Origin of the sequence: Clostridium intestinale (assembly GCF_035905475.1) — a bacterium.
Lineage (GTDB): Bacteria > Bacillota > Clostridia > Clostridiales > Clostridiaceae > Clostridium_T > Clostridium_T intestinale.
On sequence record NZ_CP121166.1, the window covers coordinates 2,898,304 to 2,923,786 of the forward strand.

Here is a 25,483-nt window from a genome sequence, read left to right on the forward strand (position 1 = left end):
TTAAACCTCGCTTTCTAATTCTTTTGGGGTTTCTATATTTTCTTCACTATACCCTGACCCCTTATTTATTATGCTTTCGGGTATATATACATCTTCAATCTCGATGAACTCACAGGTATCACTGAAATCTAAATCAAACTTAAACTGAAGGATATTATCAATCAGCGAATATCTTTTTTCTGATATAGTTAAAACCCTGTCCTCAATCTCTAGGTTATTTGTAAATATAGAGTTTAACTTATCAATCATTTTTACATTATCTACATTAGAATCTACATCTGAAAAATAGATAATATTAATTGTTACTTTTTTCTCTAAATAATCATTAAAATCTTTCTCTGATGTGCTATTTAACTGCGTAAAAAAAGCAGGTTTCTTAAACCTACTGATTATTTCATCAGATATTCTATTAACTTCTGGAAGATTAACTTTTAGAAGATTATTTATAGCTTTTAATATATTTTCATAACTAATCAAGCTCTAAAATCCTCCTCTCCTTGGAACTTACAAAGTAGACACAGCTCTTTATTTTGCTCCCCAATATTAATTATAGAATCAATATTAAGTATTTTATCTAGGTATTTAACCCTCATATGTGTAGTTATTCCTGGTCTATATCTAATAACTATTACATAATCTACATGAAGCTCTTCTTTACCTATCTCTTCGAACTTTTTTACTTCACTTCCGAGATATCTAACCAATGCCCAAGGCTCTTTTACACTTTTCCATTCTCTTATCATTTGAAAAAGCTCATTTTCAACTTCTGTATATTGTTGAATCTCTATTTTTCTATTTAATTTATTAGCCTCCATAAACTTCTCCTATATCAAATTAATGTTGTATTTACTTAATATAGATTTAATCACAACATTAATATTTGATTTTTGTGTAGTAACTTGTCTATTATCATATACCTCATTGCATAAAGCCAACAGCACAAGGGTTAAGTCCTTTTTCTCATCTATTTGCTCATATGAAAGCTCTGTACAATTTTTTATATACTCTTTCATAGCTTCTAAGATAATCTCTAATATACTGTCCTCATAATCAAAATCAATCCTAGCATATGCTTTAACATCCTGTAACGTCACTTCACTAAATTTCAAGCAATGTTCACCTCCTTTAATACACCTATCATTAATACACTTATCTCCGCATTTCCCTCACCCCCTTTCAAGAGAATAATAAAAGGACATAAGCAATTTTCATACTCCGTCCCTCTACTGTTATTATTTAATTAACTATACAGCTTCTTCACAATATCATATTAATTCTTTTAAAATACTATTAAAACTCCAACTTTTTACCACCATATAACCACACATGATTATATTATTAGTAGTTAAGTCTTATAAGTAACTGTTAAATACAATTACTTCATACTACCATATTAACATCTTTAAATTACTACTAAAACTCCAACTTTTTACTATCATCTAACCAAGCCTAATCAATAAAAAAGACAAGATCAGTTCAAAACCACCTTGTCCATTTTAACCTATCATAAGAGCTAAGCTCCCTTCTAGTTATTATGTTTTAAATACATTTCTTCATACTATCATTTTAGCTCGTCTTAATTACTATTAAAACTCCAACTTTTTACCACTACATCACCATATCCAGCTTCAATCCATCAACTCCAAATAGCAACACACTTAATTGGTTTATCATTTCATTTATCCAACGCCTTGGCGTATTTATTCCGCAGTTGAAGTAGTCTTGTATATCTGTATAACTTGCTTCATCTATATAAAACATTTCTAGTGCCTTATATTGCTCTGAAGTTCCTGCTAACTTTTGTCTTTTCTTTAGCTCTTTCAGTGCTATATCTATATGAGCTATCATAACTAAAGTTTTAGCTTTGCTCTGTTTAATTGATAATATATACACTTCATCTTCACTTAAAGTGTTATAATCTCCATTATCTAAAGCAAACTTTAAACTATCTATTCCCTTCTCAGAATGTTTTTTTAAATCATTATAACTCTTCATTAATAAGCGTGTATTGTGAAATACCTTTCCCTTTTTCTCTTCTCTCTCTTTAGCTTTATATTCTTTAATAGCTTGTTTTGCTCCTAGTTCAGCAGCTCTTTGTATTAATTCCTCATAATTTATTACTTGTTCCATAATCTATCTCCTTTATTTATAATCTTATTATGTTAAGAGCACTCTTACTTTATATAACAATATTATCACTTAAAGTGATATAATCCTAATCACTAATAGTACTATTTTTAATTACTTTTAGTGATTAAATGTATTTTATCTCTATTTTTCATAATATTTCTTAAAAATACTCTTGCTTTTATCACATATAGTGTTATTATGTATACAAGAGGTGATTAAATTGTTAGGTGATAAAATTAAAGCCTTAAGGCAAAAAAAGAAATTAACCCAAAAAGAATTGGCTGATGATTTAAAGATATCTCAGTCTACAATAGGAATGATTGAAAGAAATGATCGTGGAGCAAGTAAAGAACTATTAATAAAGTTAGCGAGCTATTTTGGAATTACAGTTGATTACCTTTTATCTGACGAAAAGGATATTAACTATACCTCTGAATTAAACAATAAGGATCAAAAAGATATAAGCAAAGCTCTAAGTCAAACCTTAGAACAACTACAAAGTGATCAGTCTGGATTAATGTTCGATGGTGAACCTATTGATGAAGAAACTAAAGAACTACTTAGAATCAGTTTAGAAAACTCCATGAGATTAGCTAAGCAAATAGCTAAAAATAAATTTACTCCCAATAAATATAAGAAATAAATGGGGTGTGGGATATTGAGAGATAATATAGATAATAAGATAGAGAAATTAGTAAAAAAATATAAAACTAATAATCCTTTTGAGATAGCTAAAGGAGAAAACATAATTATTATAAAAGAGCCATTAGGCTTAATAAATGGGTATTATAACAAGTTTGTTAGACAAAAAATGATACATGTAAATGAAGATTTATCATATTCAAAACAACTATTTACCTGTGGTCATGAATTAGGGCACGCAATCTTTCACCCTAATGCAAATACTTCTTTTCTAATTAATAACACCTTCTACTCTGTTAATAAATTAGAAAAACAAGCTAATTATTTTGCTGCAAGGTTATTAATTCCTTCAGATATACTAACCGTATACTCTGGCTATACCCTTGAGCAAATAGCTTGTTGTGAAAGTATTCCTCTTCCTTTACTAAAAGTTAGATTTAATATAGAAGATTAAAAGAATTGATGCAGGCGCATCTATATATTTTTGTTTTTAAAAGAACATATGTTTGCAGATGTAGTTATACTTTTCTTCTTTTGGGATAATATGTGTCGGAATAATATTTTCTCCTTTGCAAATTCTACTACTGAAAGGAGTGAATATAATGAAAAAAATATTTGTCTTAACATTAGTATTCATTTGTATATTATTTAATTCTTTTAGTATTAAAACTCTAGCCATTCCTCAAGGGAACTTGATAAAAGAAGGGATTTATGATACAGCTAATTTAGCTCTGGATTTAGATAAGATTTATGAAATTCAAAACACTTCTAAAACGGAAATGGCTTTTGTAATACTTTTTGATGATCATGATGAGATGATACAATTTATCAAGTTAATGCCTGATTCATCTAAACAAAGATTGCTACCTATGAAAGCTCATTATAGACTTATTATACTGGGAACGACTGAAGTATTTATATCTTAAACTAGATTCAATTTTTTTCTGATTTAGCCTGTATAACTATGTATTTTTACTCTTAAAATAACTAATGTTTGTAATGATAGCAAAAAGCCACAAGCAAAGACTAATTCTTTGTTTGTGGCTATAAATTTTTATTAATTTTTAATAAATTTAACAGTATCTTCTATTATAGTCTTCTGCTGCTCCATACGACTTAACCCAGCTTCATTATCACCTTTTTGTAAATTTCCCTCACCATAAACAGCCATCTGAGTATGGTTTCCTCCAGGTATTTCTGTATATGTTGCACTAGCTGGTAAAAAATCTTTCCCTGCTTCAATTTTTTCTGGTGTAGCTAGTCCATCATTACTTCCTGATAAGCTAAGTACTTTTAAATCAGTATTTGCCAAAGAGTATTTCTTTGTTGTATAACTTGCATATAAAATGATTCCTTCAAAATTATCTGGATTATCAGAAGCCACCATACTTGCAGCAACTCCACCTAGCGAAAATCCGCCTATATACCACTTATCTATTTCAGGATAACGATCAATAACATCAAGTGCTCTATCTTTACCGAAAAAAGCCAAATTGAAAGGCATCTTCTGTATCACTACCTTAATTCCACTCTCTGCAATTTTCTCTGCTGCATAAGCAAAACTTTTAGGATCTACTTGTCCACCAGGATAATAAATATAACCTATGTTTGTTTTTTCATTCACAGGACTAAATACAATAGTATTTCCAACCTCTTCTACAATCACATCCTTTTTAGATGCCATTGCAGCAACTGCCTCTTCATCTGCTGGAAGAGAAAATGTTAAATATCTTACAATCCCTATGACAAAGGCTAATAAAATAACAGCTACAACTAATAAAACTTTTTTCTTCCTTGAACAAGATTTTTTACTTGTTTTCTCAGACATGGTTTCTCCTCATTTCCTGTAGTTTTATTTATTCCATATGCCTTTATTATATCATTTTGTTCGATTGCACACAATTTAAACCATAAGTTTCTTTCCTCTCATAAAGGTCTTAAGAGTATTCTAATGAGGGTTATATAAATTAATATGCTTGTCTTCCCCCTTCTTCCTTTATATATTTATAATAATGCTCAACAGCATTTTCTACTATTACTCCAAACTTTACGTTAGCATTAGGATGAACAGCTCTAAGTTCATTTATCATTCTAATTGTATTAGCACTAACCCAAAAATTCTTTTTAACCTTACTATTTTTCATATTAGGAATTAATTCATAGGCAAGGTCATTTTTACTCTCACTTTTCCCATCTACCTTTACTTGATTTTCGCCTTCTTGTTTTTCTTCATTTATATTCTCTACTACTGCTGAATCTCCTAACTTATCTCTTACTAAATCTGCCACATCATAATTCTTTACAAATTTTGCATCCTTATCTTCCTCGAAACCAACAACAGCTTCAAGTTTCTCTTCCTCTTCTTCCTTTAATAATTCTTCCTTATTAATCTTCTCTCCCATACATTAACCTCTTTATTCTCACTTTACTTTATTATATTATCCTAACATTAAAAGAATTCTTCAATTCTTCAATTCTTCAATTCTTCAATTCTTCAATTCTTCAATTCTTCAATTCTTCAATTCTTCAATTCTTCAATTCTTCAATTCTTCAATTCTTCAATTCTTCAATTCTTCAATTCTTCAATTCTTCAATTCTTCAATTCTTCAATTCTTCAATTCTTCAATAGGCATTTTCTCTTTTCCGCAATTTTTTTGCAATGTCTTTTTTAATCAATTTACTAAATAATTAGATTGATACTGAGAAATTTATCTAAGAAGTGGAGATTATTAAATTCTGAAATAAGAAAAGAAGCTCTATGGCTTCTTCATAATTATTTTTATTCTTTTAAGTTATCTAAAGCTTCTTCTGAAGATATAAAATTAAATACATCTCAAAAGAGATTCAAATAAATACTGCTATTGATACTAATATTGCGGCCCTTAAGTCTCCCAAAACTATTAATATACCTTCTATTACAAGCATTACTACTACGGAAAATACCATTGCATTTTCTGCTGCTTTTCCACGAATCACTGAATCACTTTATTTCTTTCATCACAACTATATTGATCACTGTTAGCAAAAAAAGAAGAAGCTCAATGTCTTCTCCTAATTATCTGTGTTATTGAGTTGTTTCAATTCAATATTTTACTTATGCAGCTGCATCAGGATAATTTATTATCAGTACCTCTGCATTACTATTTAATACTTCATCAATCAATCTTTCCAAAATTAAAGCTATTTTATTTTCAACATAATATTCTCCGCATTGAGTACAGATATTAGCAGGCACATTTTTAATAATTATTATATGTCCATTTATATCCACAATATGGTTAACTAATCCTTCTATTAAAGTACCTTTACACATAGCACAATCCATTATAATCGCCTCCTATACCTTAAATCTTTACTCCATTGAGATTTATCTGGATAATATGCTGTTATCATCCATAAATAATTTTGCCCTATTGAGCAAACAACATGCATTCCTGTTTCTTTGTCTTTAAAACCTAATATTAGTGCACTTGGAAATGGATAGTCATTTTTATAAAATTCTATTATCTCTCCACACATTATGCAATCCAAGACTTCTCTGATTTTTATTCCTCTTTGTTTCATTCTAATAAGAATATGATTTCTCCATTGAATTTTATCTTCTTCAACCAATATCCTTACATCATCTATATTGAATTCCATTTTTCACCTATGTTTTTCTAGTTATTTATCTATATTATATACCAAACCACATTTTAATTAAACATGATAAAATTTTCTTTTTATTAGTTTTACTTACAAATCTTTTAATTAAGTAAATTAGTCAAAAAAAGAAGAAGCTCAATGTCTTCTCCTAATTATCCATATCATCTATAGTTTTTAAAGCATAAACATTGCACACATAAGTGGAAGTGCTTTTCTGTAGTCTTTACCTACTACAAGATAAGCTGCTCCATAGAGGAAACCTGCAAAGGCTGATAGTAATCCAACTTTGATACTTCCTTTTGATACAATGTGCATAAGTCCCCATGTTAAAGCAAGCACAATTCCTCCATAAGGAACCTTATCGTTTTTAAACCACTTTTCACAAGCTTTCTGACCAAATATTACGATTAAAGAAATTAGGAAAGCTTCAAAAAGATAATAGATATACTGAAAAGTAAATTTCAAAGCTCCCAATCTTTGAAATTCTAAAAGAGGTTTAAATCCTTCCCAACTAATATAAAAATAAAGGATGGAAATAGCCAAACATACTACAATACCTATGTACTGCCAAGGCTTCAAGTTGCTTTTATTTTCCCATAAATCAAAATCATATTTTTTCTTTGCTAGATTAATTAAAAATAATCCTACCAGTATCCATATAACACAAGTAACTATCCAATGAATTATGTTTTGTGTTATAGTGTATGTCCCCATTTTCATTCCAAATAGAGGTTCAATAAGCCATACCAAAACAAGTTCCATTCCTATTCCTGCAAAGGCATATAGGGCTAAGTTTAGATAATCCATACCTGTAACTTTCTTTTCCATTAATTCTAAGTCCCCCTTATTAAATTACAATTATTCACTTTAATTATATCATTATCCAATTATATTTAGCACCATATTTCTCTAATTGTAGATGTTGCTTTTTTAGGTAGTTTATACATGATACTTTCAGTATACTTCTACAAACAAATTTGTTAGTTTGGAATAAAATCTAAATCAGATTATTTTCTTTATTTTTACATTTTTATAATTTACTCGACTGGTCTCACATGGTATAATTTGTATATTATTAACGTTTTATATAATAAATTTCTATTAATTAAAATCATGTATTGGAGGGTTTTAAATGAACACATTAACCAATTTCGACACTGAATCAATCATTGGAATTATAGATATGATTGATTCACGCAACATTGCTTTACCAGAATTTCAGCGCGATTTTGTTTGGGATATTTCTAGAACCTATGATTTATTTGATTCTTTTGTTAAGAACGTATTCGTAGGTTCTATTATTTATGGTATACCCTCTTTTTCCTTAACTGTTCGTGAGATTGATGATCGTCCAAGATCAGGAATAGGAAGTAGACGTAAACTAAAAAATGTTTTTTTATCACAAAATGAAATTAAAACTAAAGTCCAAGTAAATAATTTTAAACTTGTTTTAGATGGTCAGCAGAGAATAACTTCTATTTATAGAGCTCTTAAGGGGATTGATGATGTATGGATAATAATGAAGAATAATGATGAATTAGATGAAAGTCTTCAAGATATCGCATTTAAATCTATACCTTTGGAATCTTCTGTTTTCTCAATAGAAGGATATGAAGATATGGAACACCTTTCAATAAATTTATCAACAGTATATAAGAAAATCAATGATTCTTTGCTTCAAGATGATATTGAAGAGTATTTCAAACAATTAAATATTTCAAAAAACTTAGATAATGATTCTTACAAAAATTTATTTAAAACATATCTGCAATCTATTCAAAAAATTGAAGATTTATTTAAAAGTCAAAAACTAGTAGCTTACTTTCTTCTCGATATGTCAGCTGATAAATTTGCATTATTTTTTGAACGTAGCAATAGTCTTGGGATAAGCTTAACTTTTGTAGATATTCTAGTAGCCAAGCTAATTAATGGATTTAATTTAAGAAAAAAAATTGAAGAATTCGAAACTCAAAATCCTAATTTTGAATTAAATAGAGAACTAGTAGCTAGAACAGTTGCATTTTTAGTTGGAAAAAAAGTTGATAAAAAATATATTTTAAGTCAATTAAAATCAGAGCACTTTAATACATATTGGGATGAAATAACTAATCTATATAAGTCATCAATCGAATATCTATACAATAATAATTTTATTTTAAATTATAAGTGGATTCCATATCCAAATACAATAATTCCTATTATGATGTTTTTAAGAAATTTACCAAATAAAAGTTTTTCCCAAATGAATCAAAATCAAAAAAACTTTTTAGAATATTGGTATTGGAGTTCTGTTTTATCCCAACGATATGTAGCTGCAACAAACGAAATAATTATTCTTGACTCATCTGTACTGTCTGATATCGCAAAAGGTAATAAAATTACAGATAAACTATACATGAGAAAATTAAAAACAATTATAAGCAATTACGAAGATATCATTTCATACAATAAAAAAGGAAGTGCTATTTATGTTGCCTTATTAAATTTCATCAATTACAATGCTAGTGGATTACTTGATTGGAATAATTGTAGTAACATTTCTTTTACAGATAAAATTGACGACCATCATATTTTTCCACGAGAATATTTAAATTCTACACTAGATGAAGAGTCTGATAGAAATCTTATTAATAGTATAGCAAACAGAACGCTTATCCCTAAAATTACCAATATCAAAATTGGTAAGAAAGCACCTCATATATACATGGAAGAACTTCTAAATATTAACCCTGACTTTAAAAGAGTTTTAGAAAATCATATGATTCCCTCAGACATATTGTCAGGTTTATATGAAAACTTTTATGATACATTTATTGAAGAACGTGCGAAGCTAATTTTTAATAAAATATACGAAAAAATTATTTCTAAAAAAGAATCTTTAGAGAGATTATTTGTAACTGATGTAAAAAAATCATCAAGCTACTCTGGAACTATACCAATTTGGGGACTTTACAAAAAGAAAAGAGCCGAAGCCGTTTATAATATTGATACTCAAGAGGTTCTATATAATGGAAATAAATATTCTATATCAACTTCAGCTGATAAGGCTAAAATTGATTTAGGTGCTCCCGATTCAGTCTCAACAAACGGGTGGAAATGGTGGAAATATACAGATTCTTCTGGTGAAACACAAGGTATTGAAGATTATAGGTACTAATTCATAAAAAGAAGCTCTGAAATCCTACTTGATCTCAGAGCCTTTTTCTATTATTCGAATTCAATAGTAGCCGGTGGTTTTCCTGTGCAATCATAGAATACACGGTTAACGCCTTTTACTTCGTTTATTATTCTTGTAGTTACTTTTCCTAGTAGTTCCCATGGAAGATCAGCTGATTCTGCTGTCATGAAGTCACTAGTTGTTACTGCACGTAGTGCAATAGCATAGTCATAGGTTCTTTCGTCTCCCATAACTCCAACAGAGCGCATGTTAGTTAAAGCTGCGAAGTATTGGTTTATTGATTTGTCTACTCCTGCTTTTACGATTTCTTCTCTGTATATATAATCTGCTTCTTGAACTATTCTTACTTTCTCAGCAGTTACTTCTCCTATTATACGGATACCAAGTCCTGGTCCTGGGAAAGGTTGTCTGTATACTAGTTTTTCAGGAATGTTTAGTTCTAGTCCTGCTTTACGTACTTCATCTTTAAATAATGCTCTTAGTGGTTCGATTATTTCTTTAAAGTCAACATAGTCAGGAAGTCCTCCAACGTTGTGGTGAGATTTTATAACAGCTGAATCTCCAAGACCACTTTCTATAACGTCTGGATATATTGTACCTTGAACTAGGTAATCAACAGTTCCTATCTTTTTAGCTTCTTCTTCAAATACTCTTATGAATTCTTCGCCAATGATTTTTCTCTTTTGCTCTGGTTCTTCTACTCCTTTTAATTTTTCGTAGAATCTTTCTTGAGCATTTACACGGATAAAGTTTAAGTCATATTGTCCTTCTGGCCCAAATATTGCTTCAACTTCATCTCCTTCATCTTTACGAAGTAAACCATGGTCAACGAATACGCAAGTTAGTTGTTTTCCTACTGCTTTTGATAATAAAACTGCTGCAACAGATGAATCAACTCCACCTGATAAAGCACATAATACTTTACCATCTCCAACTTTTTCACGGATTTCTGTTATTGTTCTTTCAACAAAGGAATCCATTGTCCAATCTCCAGAACAGTTACAAACATTGTATACGAAGTTTGATAACATTTTAGTTCCTTCTTGTGTATGCATAACTTCTGGGTGGAATTGAACTGCATATAGATTTTTTTCTTCATTCTCCATAGCAGCTACTGGACAAACTGGAGTGTTTCCTACTATTTTGAAGTTTTCTGGAGCATTTTCTATGTAGTCAGTGTGGCTCATCCAACAGATTGTTGATGGTGATACCCCTTCAAATAGCTTAGATTCAACATTAACACTAACTTCTGTCTTTCCATATTCACTTACTGGAGCAGTTGCAACTTTTCCTCCAAGAACATGTGCCATAAGTTGTGATCCATAACATATGCCAAGAACAGGAATTCCTAATTCAAATATAGCTTTATCGCATAAAGGAGAATCTTCACCATATACACTGTTAGGTCCACCAGTGAAAATAATTCCCTTTGGATTCATTTCTCTTATTTCATCTACACTTAATTTGTATGGATGAACTTCACAATATACATTACATTCTCTAACTCTTCTTGCTATTAATTGATTATATTGACCACCAAAATCAAGTACTAAAACTAACTCTTTATTCATTATTTCTCCTCCAAGGTTTACTTATTGACTAACGCTGTAGTTAGGTGCTTCTTTTGTTATATTAACATCATGTGGATGACTTTCTTTAAGTCCTGCTGAAGTTTGAACAACAAATGTTGCTGTTTCATATAATTTATCAAGAGTGCTTGCTCCTAAGTATCCCATACCAGATCTTATTCCACCTATAAGTTGATAAATAGTTTCTGATAAATATCCTTTATAAGCAACTCTTCCTTCAACACCTTCTGGAACTAGTTTCTTATTTCCTTCTTGGAAATATCTATCCTTTGATCCTTTATTCATAGCTGCTAAAGATCCCATACCTCTATATACTTTATAATTTCTGCCTTGATATATTTCAATTTCTCCTGGTGCTTCATCACAACCAGCAAGTAAAGATCCCATCATAGCTGCTGATGCTCCTGCTGCTAATGCTTTAACTATATCTCCTGAGTACTTTATTCCTCCATCTGCAATTACAGGCACTCCATACTTTCTACCTTCTTCTGCACAATCCATAACTGCTGTTAACTGAGGAACTCCTACCCCTGCAACAACTCTAGTTGTACATATAGATCCAGGTCCTATTCCTACCTTAACACAATCTGCTCCAGCTTCTATTAAATCTCTAGTAGCTTCTGCTGTAGCAACATTTCCTGCTATTATTTGAAGTTCTGGATACTTAGTCTTTATAGTTCTTACTGCCTCAAGAACTCCAAAAGAATGACCATGAGCTGTATCAATAGTTATTACATCAACATTAGCTTTAACTAGTGCTGCAACTCTTTCTTCCATATCTCCAGTTACTCCTACAGCTGCACCACAAAGAAGTCTTCCTGCAGAATCCTTAGCTGCATTAGGGAATGCTTTTACTTTTTCTATATCTTTAATTGTAATAAGTCCTTTTAAATATCCTTCACTATCTACTAAAGGAAGCTTTTCAATCTTATGCTTTTTAAGTATTTCTTTAGCTTCTTCTAAAGTAGTGCCTTCTGATGCAGTTATAAGATTTTCCTTAGTCATAACCTCATCTATTTTTCTTCCAAAATTTGTTTCAAATACTACATCTCTATTTGTAATTATTCCTATAAGTTTTCCATCTGCTGAAGTTATAGGAACACCTGATATTCTATATTGAGCCATTAAATCTAGAGCCTCTTGTACACTGTGATTAGCTGATAAGAATATAGGATCTGTTATAACACCATTTTCTTGTCTCTTTACTCTGTCAACTTCTCTAGCTTGTTCCTCTATAGTCATGTTCTTGTGTATGATTCCTATGCCGCCTTCTCTTGCAATAGCTATAGCCATTTTTGATTCAGTTACTGTGTCCATACCAGCACTTATTAGTGGTAAATTAAGTTTTATTTTTTTAGTAAGACTTGTAGCTAAAGTTACTTCCTTTGGTAATATTTCAGACTTGTTTGGTACTAAAAGAACATCATCAAATGTGTACGCTGTTTTAAGTATTCTTGCCATGAAAGACTCCTCCTCAAAATTTAAATTTAAAAAATAACCCAATGCTTTTCTTGCATTTTTCATTTCCTTTGCAAGTTATCTTGCATTTTTGAAATAAAAAAAGCATATTAACTCAAGTGAAGTTAATATGCTCAAAATAAGCCCTTCGATGGACTCTATAATAAATACACATTAATTCACTCATAGTCAGAAATTTAAGGTTTCTGGTAGATACTCCTAGCCATATCCTAGGTATATACGAGTAATCTGTTTTGAAATTATACTTATTATAGAATATAGTTATTAGCTTGTCAATAAAGAATGATTTCTTGCAAGGGTGAATTTTATGCATTTTTTCTTGCAATATAAAATTATATTTACTTGTTTTTTTGATGTAATCTTTTTCTAGCTACTAGAATAATCTAAACTATTATTATCAATCTGAAATTCATAAGTATCTTTTGTAGTAGTTCCTTTTATTATTAATTGTTCTTGAGCTTTCTTAAACTTATTATTAAATGCATTTATTTTTTCTTCAGTAGTACCATCCATTGCTATAAAATTGATGTCATTTGAAGTATTGAAAGATATATTCTCGCAAATAGTTAGACTAGCTGTAAAATTAACATTATTTGATGTATAAGCATTAATAATATTAGAAACTATAATTGAGTTATTGAAGGTTCTACTACTACTTCCTTGTATATCAAGCTTATTGAGAAACAATATTGTATTATCAAAGTTAACATCATTTCCGGTAGTTATTAGGAATTGATTAGCCTCAATTGTTGAACCTCCAAACATATTATCACAACTCCCTGATAAATTTATAATTCCTGATTTTATATTTGAATTTGTAAATTTAGTACCATTTGTTACAGATAGAGTTAAATTGTTCACAGTAATTTCTGAGTTTTCAAATGTTCTGCTTTCAGAACCCTTAATTTCAAAATTTTCTGCCTGAACATTAACCAAATTAAAAGAAACTGCATTGCGCGCATCTATTGTAAAATTCTTAGCCTTTACATAAGTGCCATTTTTAAATACTCTTTCATTACTCCCATATATATTTACAGTTTCTGAAAATATTTTCGTATTATCAAAGCTTCTAATATTGCTATCATTTGTCTCGATTTTCTTTGTTATTATTTGAGAATTTCTAAAATTTATCTGACCACTATCTTTTAAGTAAACAGCATTAGCAACTATTTTTGAGTTATTTATCGTCTTATTTTGGTATCCATTAATTAATATTTCATCAGCATATATTTCAGCGTTATCTAAATTAATAGCTCCAAGATAATCAGCATTTAATGTCACCTTTTTTAGTGAAACTATTTTTATGTTTTTTGTATTAATATCAATATAATCTTTAATGTTTTGGCTATTTATTGTGATATCAGAGTTTATAGTTGCTTTTGGGGTAACTAGTAGTTCAGGAATATATTGGAATGGTGTTAATGAATTTTGTTTAAATTCAAAATCCATTGCAGTTTCCTTTCCAATTTCAGTTACATCTATCTTCCCTCCCCTATTATTATCCTTTTTATACAATTTATAAACCTTGGAATCATTTTTATAATTCAAAACTTTTTCCAAATTAAATCTTGGAGGTACCGAATTTAATATTGGAGTTAATGTTGCATTACCCTCCTTATAGAAAATCTTATCACTTGAAGGAATAATTAGTGCTACTGGTGAATTTAATTTTATGGTCCCATCCCCAACAGGCGTAGAAATTTTTTTCTCATCTATTTTAATAGATACCGCTCTTTTTTTACCTAACTTTGATGTTGCTTCACTTATTATTTCATACCCACTGGAAATCTTGCTTATCATTACACTAACTTCATTATTATTAATATTAGACTTATCAGCTAGTAATATGTTTGTATTTAATTCTATCAAATCGGGATTGTTTTTTTTATCGTTAACGTATGCTAACCCATATTGTAATCCAGACTCAGCAGAATAAAGTAAGTCCTCTGACTTCTTTTCACTTGCATTGGCTTTAGCAGTTCTTGAGATAGTTGTTAAAGTTACACTAGATAAAATCATGGCTATAGCTAACACCATCAATACTATTATTAAGGAAGCACCTTTTTTCTTATTTGATTTTTTCATCTATCTCAATCCCCCCTTTTATTTTCTTCTAGTTATAATTGTTTCGTATAAAATATCACTATCATGCTTTATTGATATTGTATAAGATCTTGCATCTTGTAGATCAATCTCTACTTGGTTGCCCTGAGTTATTAAAAACTTACCGAATGTTGATATCTTATTAGTTTCATATTTACCATCTTTCTCAACGCCTACTTTATATTTATTTATTTCAATAGTATTTTTACTTTTTTCTTGAGTATAAATATAATTGTAGGTTTCTTCACTTCCACCTTCATTTTTTTTTAGAAATTGGGTATAAAGCAAGAGTTCCACAGTACTATCAAATGAATATTTTTCTTTCTTTAAGTATTCAGAGTCTTCACTTTCTGCCTTAATAGAATTTGCCATCATTATATCTTCTCCAATTACAGACAAAATACTTCTAGCACTATCAACATCTACACTTTCTTTTTCTGCCGCACTAAAAACTTTATGCGTTTTCCCAAAAAGAGTAAATACTAAAGCTCCAGTTATACCTATAATAGCTATAACAGCTATCATTTCTACTAGGGTGAACCCTTTTTTCTTTTTCATACCTACTCCCCCTAGTTTTTTATATAGTTTATATATATTTTTCTATTTATTTTACTTGTATTAATATTATTTAAATTCCATGAATTTATATCAATTTTATAAGTACTTACTTCATCTTCTTTAACTTCACTAACTTCTATTTTTATAGCATATTTTTTCCCATCATCTGATATGTTTTCAAAATCAGAAGTTATATCCTTAAAACTTCCATATGTGGCTTTACTAAACAATTTATTCACTAAATTATTTAGGTCATCTACATCATCAAACGTAATCTTATATTGATTCCCTGACATATCAACCAAAATATTATTATCTTTATCAGCATCAGGCATTGATAAAATATTATCTACTTTCTTACTATTTACTAATTCCACAAAAGCCTTAGACACACTATTTGAATCTAAATCCTTTTCGTTTCTTACATTTGTTTTAATTGCCAGTAGCATCAATGAAGCTATTACTGAAAAAATAAGTACTAGCATTGCCATTGATGCAATCATCTCTATTAGAGTAAATCCTTTTTTCTTTTTCATCTAAATCACCTCAATCTTAGTGATTTTAATTAAACATATTGTCTTTTCCATAACTTCCACTATTAAAATCATAATTTTCTTCCATGTCCCCTGGCGCATAGTAGAACGTTAAATTTATAGTTGAACTTTCTTTTGTTGACGTAATGGAATTAATTTCACATATTCTTGATCCATTTTCTAAATCATTAACTAGATTTAATATGTTTGAAAAGTCACCTCTTAATGAAAGTGTAACCTTCTGTGTACTTAATCCCCCTTTGTTGGAGGTTGAAGGAATACTAGCATCTTTAGAAGTATCTCCCTGTTGATACACTTGTCCTTTCTCCATTGCTATACTTTGGAGTGTAACTGTGTTTTTATTTGCCAAGTCATTTAAGTCCTTAGAAAGTTCTGGATATTTATCAATCTTAGGTAATGCTCTGGCAGATTCATTATATTTATCTTTTAATTCATTATACTCTTTTTCTTTAATAATTATTTTATTTTCTATATTTTCATAGTTTAATGTTTTATTTCTTAAAGCTTCAACTTCTGTTTCTAGAGGGGCAAGTTTATCCATGGTTGGAATTATTAAATAATTATAATAAACAAAAAAGACTGACATTATAGCTACTATTAATAATAGTATTTTTTCTTTATGACTTAATTTATTTAAACCTAAATCTATCTTTTTCATTAGCTTTGCCCTCCTTGAACAAGGATTTCTAAAGTAAAGCTACTTGATGCTTCCCCTTTAGTTATGCTTGCAATGTGAGAATCTTTAAATCTTGCATCTTCTCTAACATTTGCCCAAAACTCAGATATTTTATCATAATTACTACTAGCACCACTTATAGATATATTACTGCCTGTAATAGAAAAGCTGCTTACTGTAACTTCTCCAGGTATAAGCTTTTGAATATCACGAATTAAGTCATCTGTCTTTTTATCTTTTTGCTCATTTAAAACTTTTACCTTTTCTATATGACTGTTGTATAAACTTATATCATTTTCAAGTGTGTTTAATTTATCAACATTCTCCTGATTGCTGTTAATCTTATTTATTAACTTATCTTTTGAGGAATTCAAATACATTTCTTTTCCTTTTAAATATCCGATTCCACCTAAAAATACTACTAATACAAAAATTATTGAAGCTATATAAACAGCTTTTTTCTTTCCTCTTAAATCATTTAATTTTAAGTTATAAGGTAGTAGATTAAGCTCTTTTCCACTATTATTTAGCATTAATCCATAGGAGTAAAAATAATCATTTAAAGTTATACTTCTTGGAACTTTAACATTATATCTTAAGGTTTTAAAATCATCTATTTCTACTATTTCTGTATTAAAAATCTTTGAGAATTCTTCTTTAACCCCTTTTACTTTTGCTCCACTTCCTATTAGATATATTCTGTCTAAGTTCTTTTTTACTTTTCCAACAGAATAAAACTGAATTATAGAATTAAAATAGGAGCTTATTGTGTTTATTATTCTTCTTACACTTGTGCTTTCTTCGTTAATATCTTCTTCAGTTAAATCTATTTTATATAAATACTCATTATAAGCTTCTATGCTTTCTATCTGATCTAAATTATTCCCTAATATTCCCATGTTCTGATACTTTTCTATTTCAAGCTTTCCAGAACTAGCTATATGAAAAGATGCTGTATCACTATTTAGTGTTATTAAACCAATAACATCTTCTTTATCCTTAAATACCCTGGAACTCTTTAGCATCCTTGCACCTATTGTTGCATAAGTATCTAAAGCTACTAACTCTAATTTTAATCTTTCTGCAATCTCAACATAGGCATCTATTTTATTCATTTCTACGGCTGCTATTATTACATCTGCATTTTTAGCTTTACCTTCGCCTAACTCCTGTAGAATCTCATAGTCATAATAATATTCGTCTACTCTATCATTAAGATATTGTCTAAGTTCCCAAGATACAGCTTCTCTCATAGGCTCTTCTCCTAAAAGGGGAAGTATGGTGTGCCTAGTTATTACATCCTGCCCTTTTACTGTAAAGGAGACATCTTTTACTCTTATTTTTTCTTTAACTAAATAATCTTTAATTACGTTAGATAATAGCTCTGTATTTTCTATTCTATCTTGCAAATATGAACCTTTAGGTGTTTCTAGTATAGTCGCCTTTTTTATCTTTGTTTTAGTTCCAACAACTATAGCTATTCTGTCTCTAGAAATATCAATGGATATTTTGTCTTTTTCAAACATGCTTTCACCTCAAACCTTAAATAAACATTTTTAAGTACCAGTTTAATATTTCATTTCCATACATCAAGGTTATATATCCTGCTAAAGCTATATAAGGACCAAATGCCATATAATGTCCTCCTATAGACTTATACTTGATTATTAAAAGTAGGCTTCCTACTATTCCTCCTAATACTATAGATATAAATAACATCAATAATGCATTAGGCCATCCTAAAAAGAGTCCTATTATAAATACTAATTCCACATCTCCCCACCCCATAGCTTTAGTTGTTATAGCTATTAAGGCAAGAATTCCAGCTGATATTACAGCTCCCAATATATAATTAAATGGTGATACTCCACCTAAATATTTTTCAATCCCAATATACAAAACGCCAAGCACAACTCCAACATAAATAGTGTTGTCATAGATATCCTGAGTTTTATAATCAATTACTCCAATAACTAAAATCAATGATATAAATAAACATATCAATATAAACTTAACACCAAACCCAAACTTAAATAATAAACTTAAATATAAAAGTCCATTTACTAACTCAACTAATGGGTACTGAATAGAAATCTTCTCTCCACAATATCTACACTTTCCTTTTAAAAACAAAAAACTAAATACTGGAAATAAATCCTTCCATCCTAATTTATTATTACAATTACTGCAATGAGATGGAGGATATGCTATTGATTCCCCTTTAGGTATTCTATAAATACATACGTTTAAAAAACTTCCTATAATAATTCCATATAAAAAAACAAAAATACTTATAACTGTATTCATTTTACTTCTCCATTTTTATGGTATGGTAATACCTCCCGAGGTGGGAGGTATTAAATAAAACCATGTTTTGCTACATTGTAGCTTTTCCATTAGTTATGGTGAATGTAGCTCCATCATTAACTATTTGCTTACACTGAGCTATTGTTAAATCTGTAACCATAGCTGTATCCTTTTCAAAGTTAGTTTTTTCAGTTGCATCTGTAATAATTGCAGTTCCTGCAGTAGTTAATGATTTTACTGTCGCTGTATCAGCTACTCCAATATCCTTTTTAGCATTATTTGCTTCAACTTCCATAACCGCAGTTCTAGCTTGAGCTATAACCTTAGTATTTTTAGCTTCTCCAATATATTTAGAAACTCTTGGCACCAACACAGCTGCTAATATTCCTATAATCGCTATAACAGCTATAAGTTCGATTAGTGTAAAACCTTTTTTCTTTTTGTTTATTTTTTTCATCATCATTAAAATCCCTCCGTATTATATAATTTATTTGTTAATGTTGAATGTTGTTGATTCCCTCCATCATACTTGTTAATGGCAGAATCATTGATAGTACTATAATTAAAACAATTGCTGATAGTATTACTATCATCATTGGTTCTATAGATGAAACTAACTTGCTAGTGGCGTTTTCCACCTCCCCATCATAGAACTTGGAGGTTCTTTCTAAAACCTCTTCCAAGGTTCCAGTTTCTTCTCCTAAGTTTATCATCTGAGTAAGCATAAGAGGAAAAAGTTGCATATCCTCTAGGGTCTTCCCTATGGCATTTCCCTTTTTGATATCCTCTTTTGCAAGGTTTAATTTATTTTTTATATGAAGATTTCCTACAACCTTAGCTGATATTTCTAATGACTGGATTACCCCAAGTCCTGAAGATATCAATATAGATAAAGTTTTAGCAAATCTTGCTGACACTATTTGTTTGTTTATTTCTCCAAAAACAGGTATCTTTAATCTATTAAAGTCCCTTTTTTCTATATAGGCTTCATCTCTATCTAACATGAATTTTTTAATTATATATATGGCTCCTACTACTAGTAGCACTAATATCCAACTTCTAGTTAAGAATTTAGATAGGCCCATAACAATTTTAGTTAAGGTTGGTATATCTCCACCTATATCTACTAAGTTCTCTACAAAACTTGGAACAACGAATATAAGTAAAAATGCAACTATAAGGATAGCAAAAGCTCCTACAAATTTAGGATAACTTAAAGCACTTTTAACTTTTTGCTCCTGTTTATAGAGACTATCATAATATTCTGCTAAGTCTTCTATGATTTTATCTAATTTTCCTGAAGCTTCTCCAGCTTCAATTAAGTTAATCATCATTTCTGGTATGTCTTTTTCATACTTTAGACAATCTGATAAGCTTCTTCCTCTTTGTATCTGCTCTTTAGACCTTATTAGAACCTCTCTCATTTTCTTATTACTTGATTGCTCTATACATATTTCTAAACATCTTATAATAGGGGTTCCAGAACCTAATACAAAGGCAAATTGTCTACAAAATATTGATAAATCCTTTGTGGTTATCTTATTAAAAAGTTCTATATTTAAGGCACTTCTATCTACAAATTCTTCAACAGATATGGGATAATATTCTCTTCCTCTTAAGCTTTGAATAACATCCTCCCTGCTTATAGCCTCCATAGAACCTTTTATCTTATTTCCTTGTAAGTTTCTAGCCTCATAATTATAAATAGCCATTTACATCACCTTTATTTCTATTCCTTTAAGAAGGTAACTCTAAGAAGTTCCTCGACTGTGGTAATCTTATTTAAAACATGCTCTGTACAAGCCATTTTAAGAGTTTTCATTCCATTTTTTATAGCTATATCTCTAAGTTCATCTGTATTTTTTTTATTATTAACAGCTTCTCTTAACTCTCTTTTAATTTCCATGATTTCATATATACCTATTCTTCCTTTATAACCTATGTTTTGGCATAAAGGGCATCCTTTTGCTCGTACAAGAGAAAGCTTTTCGTTTTTATTAATTTCCAACATCTCTTTTTCATATTCGCTTGCCTCATATTCTTCAAAACAATGCGGACAAACTTTTCTAACTAGTCTTTGAGCTATTATTCCTGTTATAGATGTGGATATTAGGTATGGTTCTATGTTCATGTCCTCTAATCTAGCTATAGTTGATGGAGCATCGTTAGTATGAATTGTGCTTAATACTATATGACCTGTTATTGCTGCTCTTATAGCTATTTCAGCCGTTTCATTATCTCTTATCTCTCCTACCATCACTATATCAGGATCTTGTCTTAATATACTTCTAAGACCCGAAGCAAAGGTTAAGCCTGCTTTTGTATTTACATTAACCTGACTTATTCCTTCCATTACATATTCCACTGGATCTTCAACTGTTATTATGTTTTTATCTAAAGTATTTAACTCATTTAATAAAGTGTAAAGTGTTGTGGATTTACCACTACCAGTTGGACCTGTTGCTAGTATTATTCCATATGGTTTATCCATAATACTTGACAATAATTTCATATTGTAACTCGAAAGGCCAAGCTCTTCTTTTTTTACTAGGAATGAACTTCTTGATAATATTCTTATAACTACCTTTTCCCCATGAATGGTTGGTAGCACAGATACTCTTAAATCCACTTCCTTATTATCTATCTTAGTTATTATTCTTCCATCCTGAGGAACTCTTTTTTCTGCTATATTAAGATTAGCTACTATTTTTATTCTTGTTATAAGAGAGCCTTGAGTTTCTTTAGGTATATCAAGAACCTTTTGAAGATTTCCATCTACTCTACATCTTACTCTAACCCCATTTTCTAAGGGTTCTATATGAATATCAGAAGCTTTCATTCTAACTGCATTTTCAATTATGGTATCCACAAGCTTTACAGCTGGAGCATCTTTAACCTCATCAAAATCTACATTAACTTCTTCCTTTTTTTCTCTCGCTTCTCTGTCAGCTAAATTTTTAGCTGTTCTTTCTGCTACTTGTCTTGAATAGTATCTTTTTATAGCCTCATTAATTGACTCTGAAGAATCCATAACTAATTCGGTATCTAAACCTGTAGCTATCTTAACATCTTCTATCGCTAATATATTAAATGGATCGCTAGTTACTAAGGTGATTTTATTTCCTCTTATTTTTATAGGAATAATTGTGTGCTTTTTCGCTAAAGCCTCTGAAATCCTATAAACTGCATTTTCTTCAATAGGTGTAAAATCAAGATGTATTCTTGGTATAGCCATTTGCATTTCTAATATAGTAAGAATATCATCCTCTGTTACTAGCCTTTTTTCTACTAATATCTGTCCTAATCTCTTGCCAGTAGTTGCCTGAAGTTTCAGCGCCATTGCTAAATCTGCTTCATTAAGTTTTCCGCTATCTATAAGCAAATCTCCAAGCCTTTTTTTCTTTTCGCTCATTTAATCACCTACATATCTTATTACGATAATTTCATTATACAGTATATGTAAAACATTCAAAAGAAATATTTAGTGACTTTACCAAAAAAAATATGGTATTTTTCTTCTTAATTCGACAATTTTCTTATTATTTCTTTTTTTATATTTTTAACGAATAATCTCACTCAACAACCCATTAAAGCTATCAATAATTATTGTACCCATAATAAAATATTTAGTTGCATTAATTTTAAACATAAAAAAAGAGACAGCTTTCGCTATCTCTTAATATCTCTATCTTAGTACATTCCGTCCATTCCCATTCCTGGTGCACCTGGCATTGGAGGATTTTTTTCTGGAATATCAACTACTGCTGCTTCTGTAGTTAAGAATGTTGATGCTACAGATGCTGCATTTTGAAGAGCACTTCTAGTAACCTTAGTTGGATCAACTATTCCATCTTTTATCATGTTTACGTATTGTTTAGATAAAACGTTGTATCCTACTCCAGCTTCACTGTTTTTAACTTTTTCTATTATAACAGAACCTTCAAGTCCAGCGTTTACAGCTATTTGTCTCATTGGTTCCTCTAAAGCTCTTACTATTATATTTATACCTACTTGTTCATCAGCTTCTTCTGAAGTTAAAGTAGCTACTTTATTTATTACATTAACATAAGCAGTTCCACCGCCTGGTACTATACCTTCTTCAACAGCTGCTTTAGTTGCTGCAAGAGCATCTTCTATTCTTAATTTTCTTTCTTTTAATTCTGCTTCTGAAGCTGCACCAACTTTAACTACAGCTACTCCACCAGCTAATTTAGCTAATCTTTCTTGAAGCTTTTCTTTGTCGAAATCTGAAGTAGTTTCTTCTATTTGAAGTTTTATTTGAGCTACTCTTGATTTGATTTCTTCTTTGCTTCCTCTTCCATTAACTATAACAGTATTTTCTTTTGTTACTTTAATGCTTTCTGCTTGACCTAACATGTCTAAAGTAGTTTCTTTCAAATCTCTTCCAAGTTCGTCAGAAATAACTTCTCCACCAGTTAGGATAGCTATATCTTGAAGCATGTCTTTTCTTCTATCTCCAAATCCAGGAGCTTTAACAGCTACACATGTAAATGTTCCTCTTAGTTTGTTTAAAACTAGAGTTGTCATAGCTTCTCCCTCTATGTCTTCAGCTATTATTAATAGCTTTCTTCCAGCTTGAACGATTTGCTCTAATATAGGAAGTATATCTTGTATGTTTGAGATCTTTTTATCTGTAATTAATATATATGGATTATCAAGATTAGCTTCCATCTTATCTGTATCTGTTACCATGTAAGCTGAAACATATCCTCTATCAAATTGCATACCTTCAACTACATCTAATTCAGTTCCCATGGATTTAGATTCTTCAACAGTTATAACACCTTCGTTTCCAACCTTCTCCATAGCATCTGCTATTAATTGTCCTATAGTTTCATCAGCAGCTGAAACAGCAGCAACTCTTGCTATATCTTCTCTACCATTAACAGGTTTAGAGATTAATTGAATTTGTTCAACAGCTTTATCTACAGCTACTTTAATTCCATTTCTTATTTGCATTGGATTAGCACCAGCTGTAACATTTTTAAGTCCTTCTCTTATTATAGCTTGAGCTAAAAGTGTAGCAGTTGTTGTTCCATCTCCAGCTACATCATTAGTTTTAGTTGCAACTTCTTTAACTAATTGAGCTCCCATGTTTTCATAAGCATCTTCAAGTTCTATTTCTCTAGCTATTGTAACACCATCGTTTGTTATTAAAGGTGTTCCGAATTTTTTATCTAAAACTACGTTTCTTCCTTTTGGTCCTAATGTAACTTTTACTGTATCAGCTAGCTTATCAACACCAGCTTGCATAGCTCTTCTTGCTTCTTCACCAAATACAATTGTCTTAGCCATTTATACATCCCTCCTATTATTCAACTACTGCTAAAATATCATCTTGTTTTAATATTGTGTACTCTTCTCCATCAAGCTTAACTTCTGTGCCTGCATATTTAGAGTAAAGTACCTTATCTCCAATTTTAACTTCCATAGGAATTCTGCTACCATCAACAACTGCTCCAGGTCCTATTGCAACTACCTCAGCTTCTTGTGGTCTTTCCTTAGCAGCTCCAGTTAAAAGAATACCGCTTTTAGTTGTTTCTTCTGCTTCTAATCTTTTGATTACTACTCTGTCTCCAAGTGGTTTAATACTCATTTACAACCCCTCCTTAAATTTATAAAAATAATACTCTGCAAATTGTTAGCACTCATTTAAGTAGAGTGCTAATACTAATATTATAATAAATAATAAGCCTCATAAATTCAAATTAATTTATTCATTTTAAATCCCATTAAATCCTTATCTTCTTTAATTATCTTCCATTAATTAAGTTTCTCTTTAAAATGCTATTTTTTTCTATATATTTCTTCTTCATAACTATTTTAAAAAATTATGATACAATATCTTAAAAGCTTATTATAATTATTTACATGGGAAAACCATTTATTATTATTGACTAAAAGGAGAAACTTATTAATGAAAAAACTAAATTTTTCTACTATTTATAAGATATTTACAGAAATATGCCTATACTTTGTCTATTTTATCTTTTCTCTTACAGCAGCTTTTAAAATATCGATTAACTTTACACCTTTTTACGGGTTTTTAATCGATATATTCAAAGTTACAGAAATAATTAAAATCAGTAAAGAAAATATCTATTCTGATTTCACTAAGCTTATGGAGTATCTAAGAAGCTTCACTCCTATGAGATTCCCCCTAGAGTACTTTAAATATTCTCCGTCTGGTGAATTTCATTTTATGGAGGTTAGACTTCTATTTTTAAAAATGGACATCTTGTTTTGGATTTCTGTAGTTCTTTTATTAATAATTCTCTTTATAAATAGAAAAACTTTAAAATCTATTTTTAATAACTATAAAAAATTCCTTATTTGTGCCTCAGGGCTATTGATAGCTTTCTCTATACCTGTAGTTTCTAACTTTAGCTGGGCTTTTGAGAAGTTTCATAAAATAGTTTTTAGCAATGATGATTGGCTTTTTGATCCTAAAACAGATCCAATAATCAATGCTTTACCAGAAGGTGTTTTTTTCAGCTACCTAATAAGTATATTACTAATCTTCCTAATTATATTATTAATTCCTATAATTATTAAAAAGATTTTTCCTAAACTTAATAATAGATAAATATAAAATAGCTGT

28 protein-coding genes and 1 riboswitch are annotated in these 25,483 nt (G+C 29.9%); of the genes, 5 read left to right on the forward strand and 23 right to left on the reverse strand.

Going from position 1 to position 25,483, the window contains the following annotated elements; genetic code table 11:
* The 4 genes from P8F83_RS14905 to P8F83_RS14920 form a co-directional block, all read right to left on the reverse strand.
* Nucleotides 1–477, reverse strand: coding sequence for a phage tail terminator family protein (locus tag P8F83_RS14905; RefSeq protein WP_326511743.1), 477 nt, complete (start codon nucleotides 475–477; stop codon nucleotides 1–3).
* Nucleotides 474–815, reverse strand: coding sequence for a phage head closure protein (locus P8F83_RS14910; RefSeq protein ID WP_326511744.1), 342 nt, complete (start codon nucleotides 813–815; stop codon nucleotides 474–476). The genes P8F83_RS14905 and P8F83_RS14910 overlap by 4 nt, the downstream gene beginning before the upstream one ends.
* Nucleotides 816–824: 9 nt before the next feature.
* Entirely contained in the window at nucleotides 825–1,109 is a 285-nt protein-coding gene (locus tag P8F83_RS14915; RefSeq protein ID WP_021800381.1) for a head-tail connector protein, read from the reverse strand.
* Nucleotides 1,110–1,608: 499 nt separating this feature from the next.
* The gene (locus P8F83_RS14920) at nucleotides 1,609–2,130 is read right to left on the reverse strand and encodes a hypothetical protein (protein ID WP_326511745.1); all 522 of its coding nucleotides are present in this window, start codon (nucleotides 2,128–2,130) and stop codon (nucleotides 1,609–1,611) included.
* A gap of 211 nt (nucleotides 2,131–2,341) precedes the next feature.
* On the opposite strand from P8F83_RS14920, the gene P8F83_RS14925 reads away from it, so the two are divergent.
* The 3 genes from P8F83_RS14925 to P8F83_RS14935 all read left to right on the forward strand — a co-directional run bounded on the left by P8F83_RS14925 (nucleotide 2,342) and on the right by P8F83_RS14935 (nucleotide 3,698).
* The gene (locus P8F83_RS14925; RefSeq protein ID WP_243186691.1) at nucleotides 2,342–2,773 is read left to right on the forward strand and encodes a helix-turn-helix domain-containing protein; all 432 of its coding nucleotides are present in this window, start codon (nucleotides 2,342–2,344) and stop codon (nucleotides 2,771–2,773) included.
* Nucleotides 2,774–2,788: 15 nt separating this feature from the next.
* Nucleotides 2,789–3,226 (forward strand): ImmA/IrrE family metallo-endopeptidase, encoded by a 438-nt coding sequence (locus P8F83_RS14930; protein ID WP_021800378.1) that lies wholly within the window; start codon nucleotides 2,789–2,791, stop codon nucleotides 3,224–3,226.
* Between the two features lie 148 nt (nucleotides 3,227–3,374).
* On the forward strand, nucleotides 3,375–3,698 hold the full coding sequence (locus P8F83_RS14935) for a hypothetical protein (RefSeq protein WP_326511746.1): 324 nt from the start codon (nucleotides 3,375–3,377) through the stop codon (nucleotides 3,696–3,698).
* A gap of 131 nt (nucleotides 3,699–3,829) precedes the next feature.
* On the opposite strand, the gene P8F83_RS14940 is transcribed toward P8F83_RS14935, so the two are convergent.
* The 6 genes from P8F83_RS14940 to P8F83_RS14965 form a co-directional block, all read right to left on the reverse strand.
* Nucleotides 3,830–4,600 carry an alpha/beta hydrolase gene (locus tag P8F83_RS14940; RefSeq protein WP_326511747.1) on the reverse strand — a complete coding sequence of 257 codons (771 nt, stop codon included), beginning with the start codon at nucleotides 4,598–4,600 and terminating at the stop codon, nucleotides 3,830–3,832.
* Between the two features lie 139 nt (nucleotides 4,601–4,739).
* Nucleotides 4,740–5,174 carry a hypothetical protein gene (locus tag P8F83_RS14945; RefSeq protein WP_326511748.1) on the reverse strand — a complete coding sequence of 145 codons (435 nt, stop codon included), beginning with the start codon at nucleotides 5,172–5,174 and terminating at the stop codon, nucleotides 4,740–4,742.
* A gap of 442 nt (nucleotides 5,175–5,616) precedes the next feature.
* Complete coding sequence (locus tag P8F83_RS14950) at nucleotides 5,617–5,748, reverse strand: hypothetical protein (RefSeq protein ID WP_326511749.1); 132 nt, start codon at nucleotides 5,746–5,748, stop codon at nucleotides 5,617–5,619.
* A gap of 118 nt (nucleotides 5,749–5,866) precedes the next feature.
* The gene (locus P8F83_RS14955) at nucleotides 5,867–6,097 is read right to left on the reverse strand and encodes a type II toxin-antitoxin system MqsA family antitoxin (RefSeq protein ID WP_238907544.1); all 231 of its coding nucleotides are present in this window, start codon (nucleotides 6,095–6,097) and stop codon (nucleotides 5,867–5,869) included.
* Nucleotides 6,097–6,414: a DUF4258 domain-containing protein gene (locus P8F83_RS14960; protein WP_238907546.1), complete on the reverse strand. Its 318-nt coding sequence runs from the start codon at nucleotides 6,412–6,414 to the stop codon at nucleotides 6,097–6,099. The genes P8F83_RS14955 and P8F83_RS14960 overlap by 1 nt, the downstream gene beginning before the upstream one ends.
* A 177-nt stretch (nucleotides 6,415–6,591) precedes the next feature.
* Nucleotides 6,592–7,245: a hypothetical protein gene (locus tag P8F83_RS14965; protein WP_326511750.1), complete on the reverse strand. Its 654-nt coding sequence runs from the start codon at nucleotides 7,243–7,245 to the stop codon at nucleotides 6,592–6,594.
* 304 nt (nucleotides 7,246–7,549) lie between these two features.
* Between P8F83_RS14965 and P8F83_RS14970 the strand changes: the two genes are divergently transcribed.
* On the forward strand, nucleotides 7,550–9,574 hold the full coding sequence (locus P8F83_RS14970; RefSeq protein ID WP_326511751.1) for a GmrSD restriction endonuclease domain-containing protein: 2,025 nt from the start codon (nucleotides 7,550–7,552) through the stop codon (nucleotides 9,572–9,574).
* A gap of 50 nt (nucleotides 9,575–9,624) precedes the next feature.
* Here the strand turns inward: P8F83_RS14970 and guaA are convergent, their stop codons facing one another.
* From guaA to groES, 13 genes are all read right to left on the reverse strand, one after another.
* Entirely contained in the window at nucleotides 9,625–11,166 is a 1,542-nt protein-coding gene (gene guaA / locus P8F83_RS14975) for a glutamine-hydrolyzing GMP synthase (RefSeq protein ID WP_326511752.1), read from the reverse strand.
* Nucleotides 11,167–11,187: 21 nt separating this feature from the next.
* Nucleotides 11,188–12,645: an IMP dehydrogenase gene (gene guaB / locus P8F83_RS14980; protein WP_326511753.1), complete on the reverse strand. Its 1,458-nt coding sequence runs from the start codon at nucleotides 12,643–12,645 to the stop codon at nucleotides 11,188–11,190.
* Nucleotides 12,646–12,808: 163 nt separating this feature from the next.
* Nucleotides 12,809–12,906: riboswitch (purine riboswitch) on the reverse strand.
* Between the two features lie 123 nt (nucleotides 12,907–13,029).
* The gene (locus P8F83_RS14985) at nucleotides 13,030–14,748 is read right to left on the reverse strand and encodes a pilus assembly PilX N-terminal domain-containing protein (protein ID WP_326511754.1); all 1,719 of its coding nucleotides are present in this window, start codon (nucleotides 14,746–14,748) and stop codon (nucleotides 13,030–13,032) included.
* A gap of 18 nt (nucleotides 14,749–14,766) precedes the next feature.
* The gene (locus P8F83_RS14990; RefSeq protein ID WP_326511755.1) at nucleotides 14,767–15,324 is read right to left on the reverse strand and encodes a type II secretion system protein; all 558 of its coding nucleotides are present in this window, start codon (nucleotides 15,322–15,324) and stop codon (nucleotides 14,767–14,769) included.
* Nucleotides 15,325–15,335: 11 nt separating this feature from the next.
* Nucleotides 15,336–15,860 carry a type II secretion system protein gene (locus P8F83_RS14995; RefSeq protein ID WP_326511756.1) on the reverse strand — a complete coding sequence of 175 codons (525 nt, stop codon included), beginning with the start codon at nucleotides 15,858–15,860 and terminating at the stop codon, nucleotides 15,336–15,338.
* A 25-nt stretch (nucleotides 15,861–15,885) separates the two neighbouring features.
* On the reverse strand, nucleotides 15,886–16,536 hold the full coding sequence (locus P8F83_RS15000; RefSeq protein WP_326511757.1) for a type IV pilus inner membrane component PilO: 651 nt from the start codon (nucleotides 16,534–16,536) through the stop codon (nucleotides 15,886–15,888).
* The gene (gene pilM, locus P8F83_RS15005; protein ID WP_326511758.1) at nucleotides 16,536–18,080 is read right to left on the reverse strand and encodes a pilus assembly protein PilM; all 1,545 of its coding nucleotides are present in this window, start codon (nucleotides 18,078–18,080) and stop codon (nucleotides 16,536–16,538) included. The genes P8F83_RS15000 and pilM overlap by 1 nt, the downstream gene beginning before the upstream one ends.
* Nucleotides 18,081–18,096: 16 nt before the next feature.
* Entirely contained in the window at nucleotides 18,097–18,861 is a 765-nt protein-coding gene (locus P8F83_RS15010; protein WP_326511759.1) for a prepilin peptidase, read from the reverse strand.
* A 70-nt stretch (nucleotides 18,862–18,931) separates the two neighbouring features.
* Nucleotides 18,932–19,324 (reverse strand): type II secretion system protein, encoded by a 393-nt coding sequence (locus P8F83_RS15015; RefSeq protein WP_326511760.1) that lies wholly within the window; start codon nucleotides 19,322–19,324, stop codon nucleotides 18,932–18,934.
* A 31-nt stretch (nucleotides 19,325–19,355) separates the two neighbouring features.
* Nucleotides 19,356–20,573, reverse strand: a complete 1,218-nt coding sequence (locus P8F83_RS15020; protein WP_326511761.1) for a type II secretion system F family protein — start codon at nucleotides 20,571–20,573, stop codon at nucleotides 19,356–19,358.
* A gap of 17 nt (nucleotides 20,574–20,590) precedes the next feature.
* Nucleotides 20,591–22,273: a GspE/PulE family protein gene (locus tag P8F83_RS15025; RefSeq protein ID WP_326511762.1), complete on the reverse strand. Its 1,683-nt coding sequence runs from the start codon at nucleotides 22,271–22,273 to the stop codon at nucleotides 20,591–20,593.
* Nucleotides 22,274–22,551: 278 nt separating this feature from the next.
* Nucleotides 22,552–24,177, reverse strand: a complete 1,626-nt coding sequence (gene groL / locus P8F83_RS15030; RefSeq protein ID WP_286904898.1) for a chaperonin GroEL — start codon at nucleotides 24,175–24,177, stop codon at nucleotides 22,552–22,554.
* A gap of 16 nt (nucleotides 24,178–24,193) precedes the next feature.
* On the reverse strand, nucleotides 24,194–24,478 hold the full coding sequence (gene groES / locus P8F83_RS15035) for a co-chaperone GroES (protein ID WP_021800347.1): 285 nt from the start codon (nucleotides 24,476–24,478) through the stop codon (nucleotides 24,194–24,196).
* A 321-nt stretch (nucleotides 24,479–24,799) separates the two neighbouring features.
* Between groES and P8F83_RS15040 the strand changes: the two genes are divergently transcribed.
* Nucleotides 24,800–25,468 (forward strand): TIGR01906 family membrane protein, encoded by a 669-nt coding sequence (locus tag P8F83_RS15040; protein ID WP_326511763.1) that lies wholly within the window; start codon nucleotides 24,800–24,802, stop codon nucleotides 25,466–25,468.
* Nucleotides 25,469–25,483 lie beyond the last annotated feature (15 nt).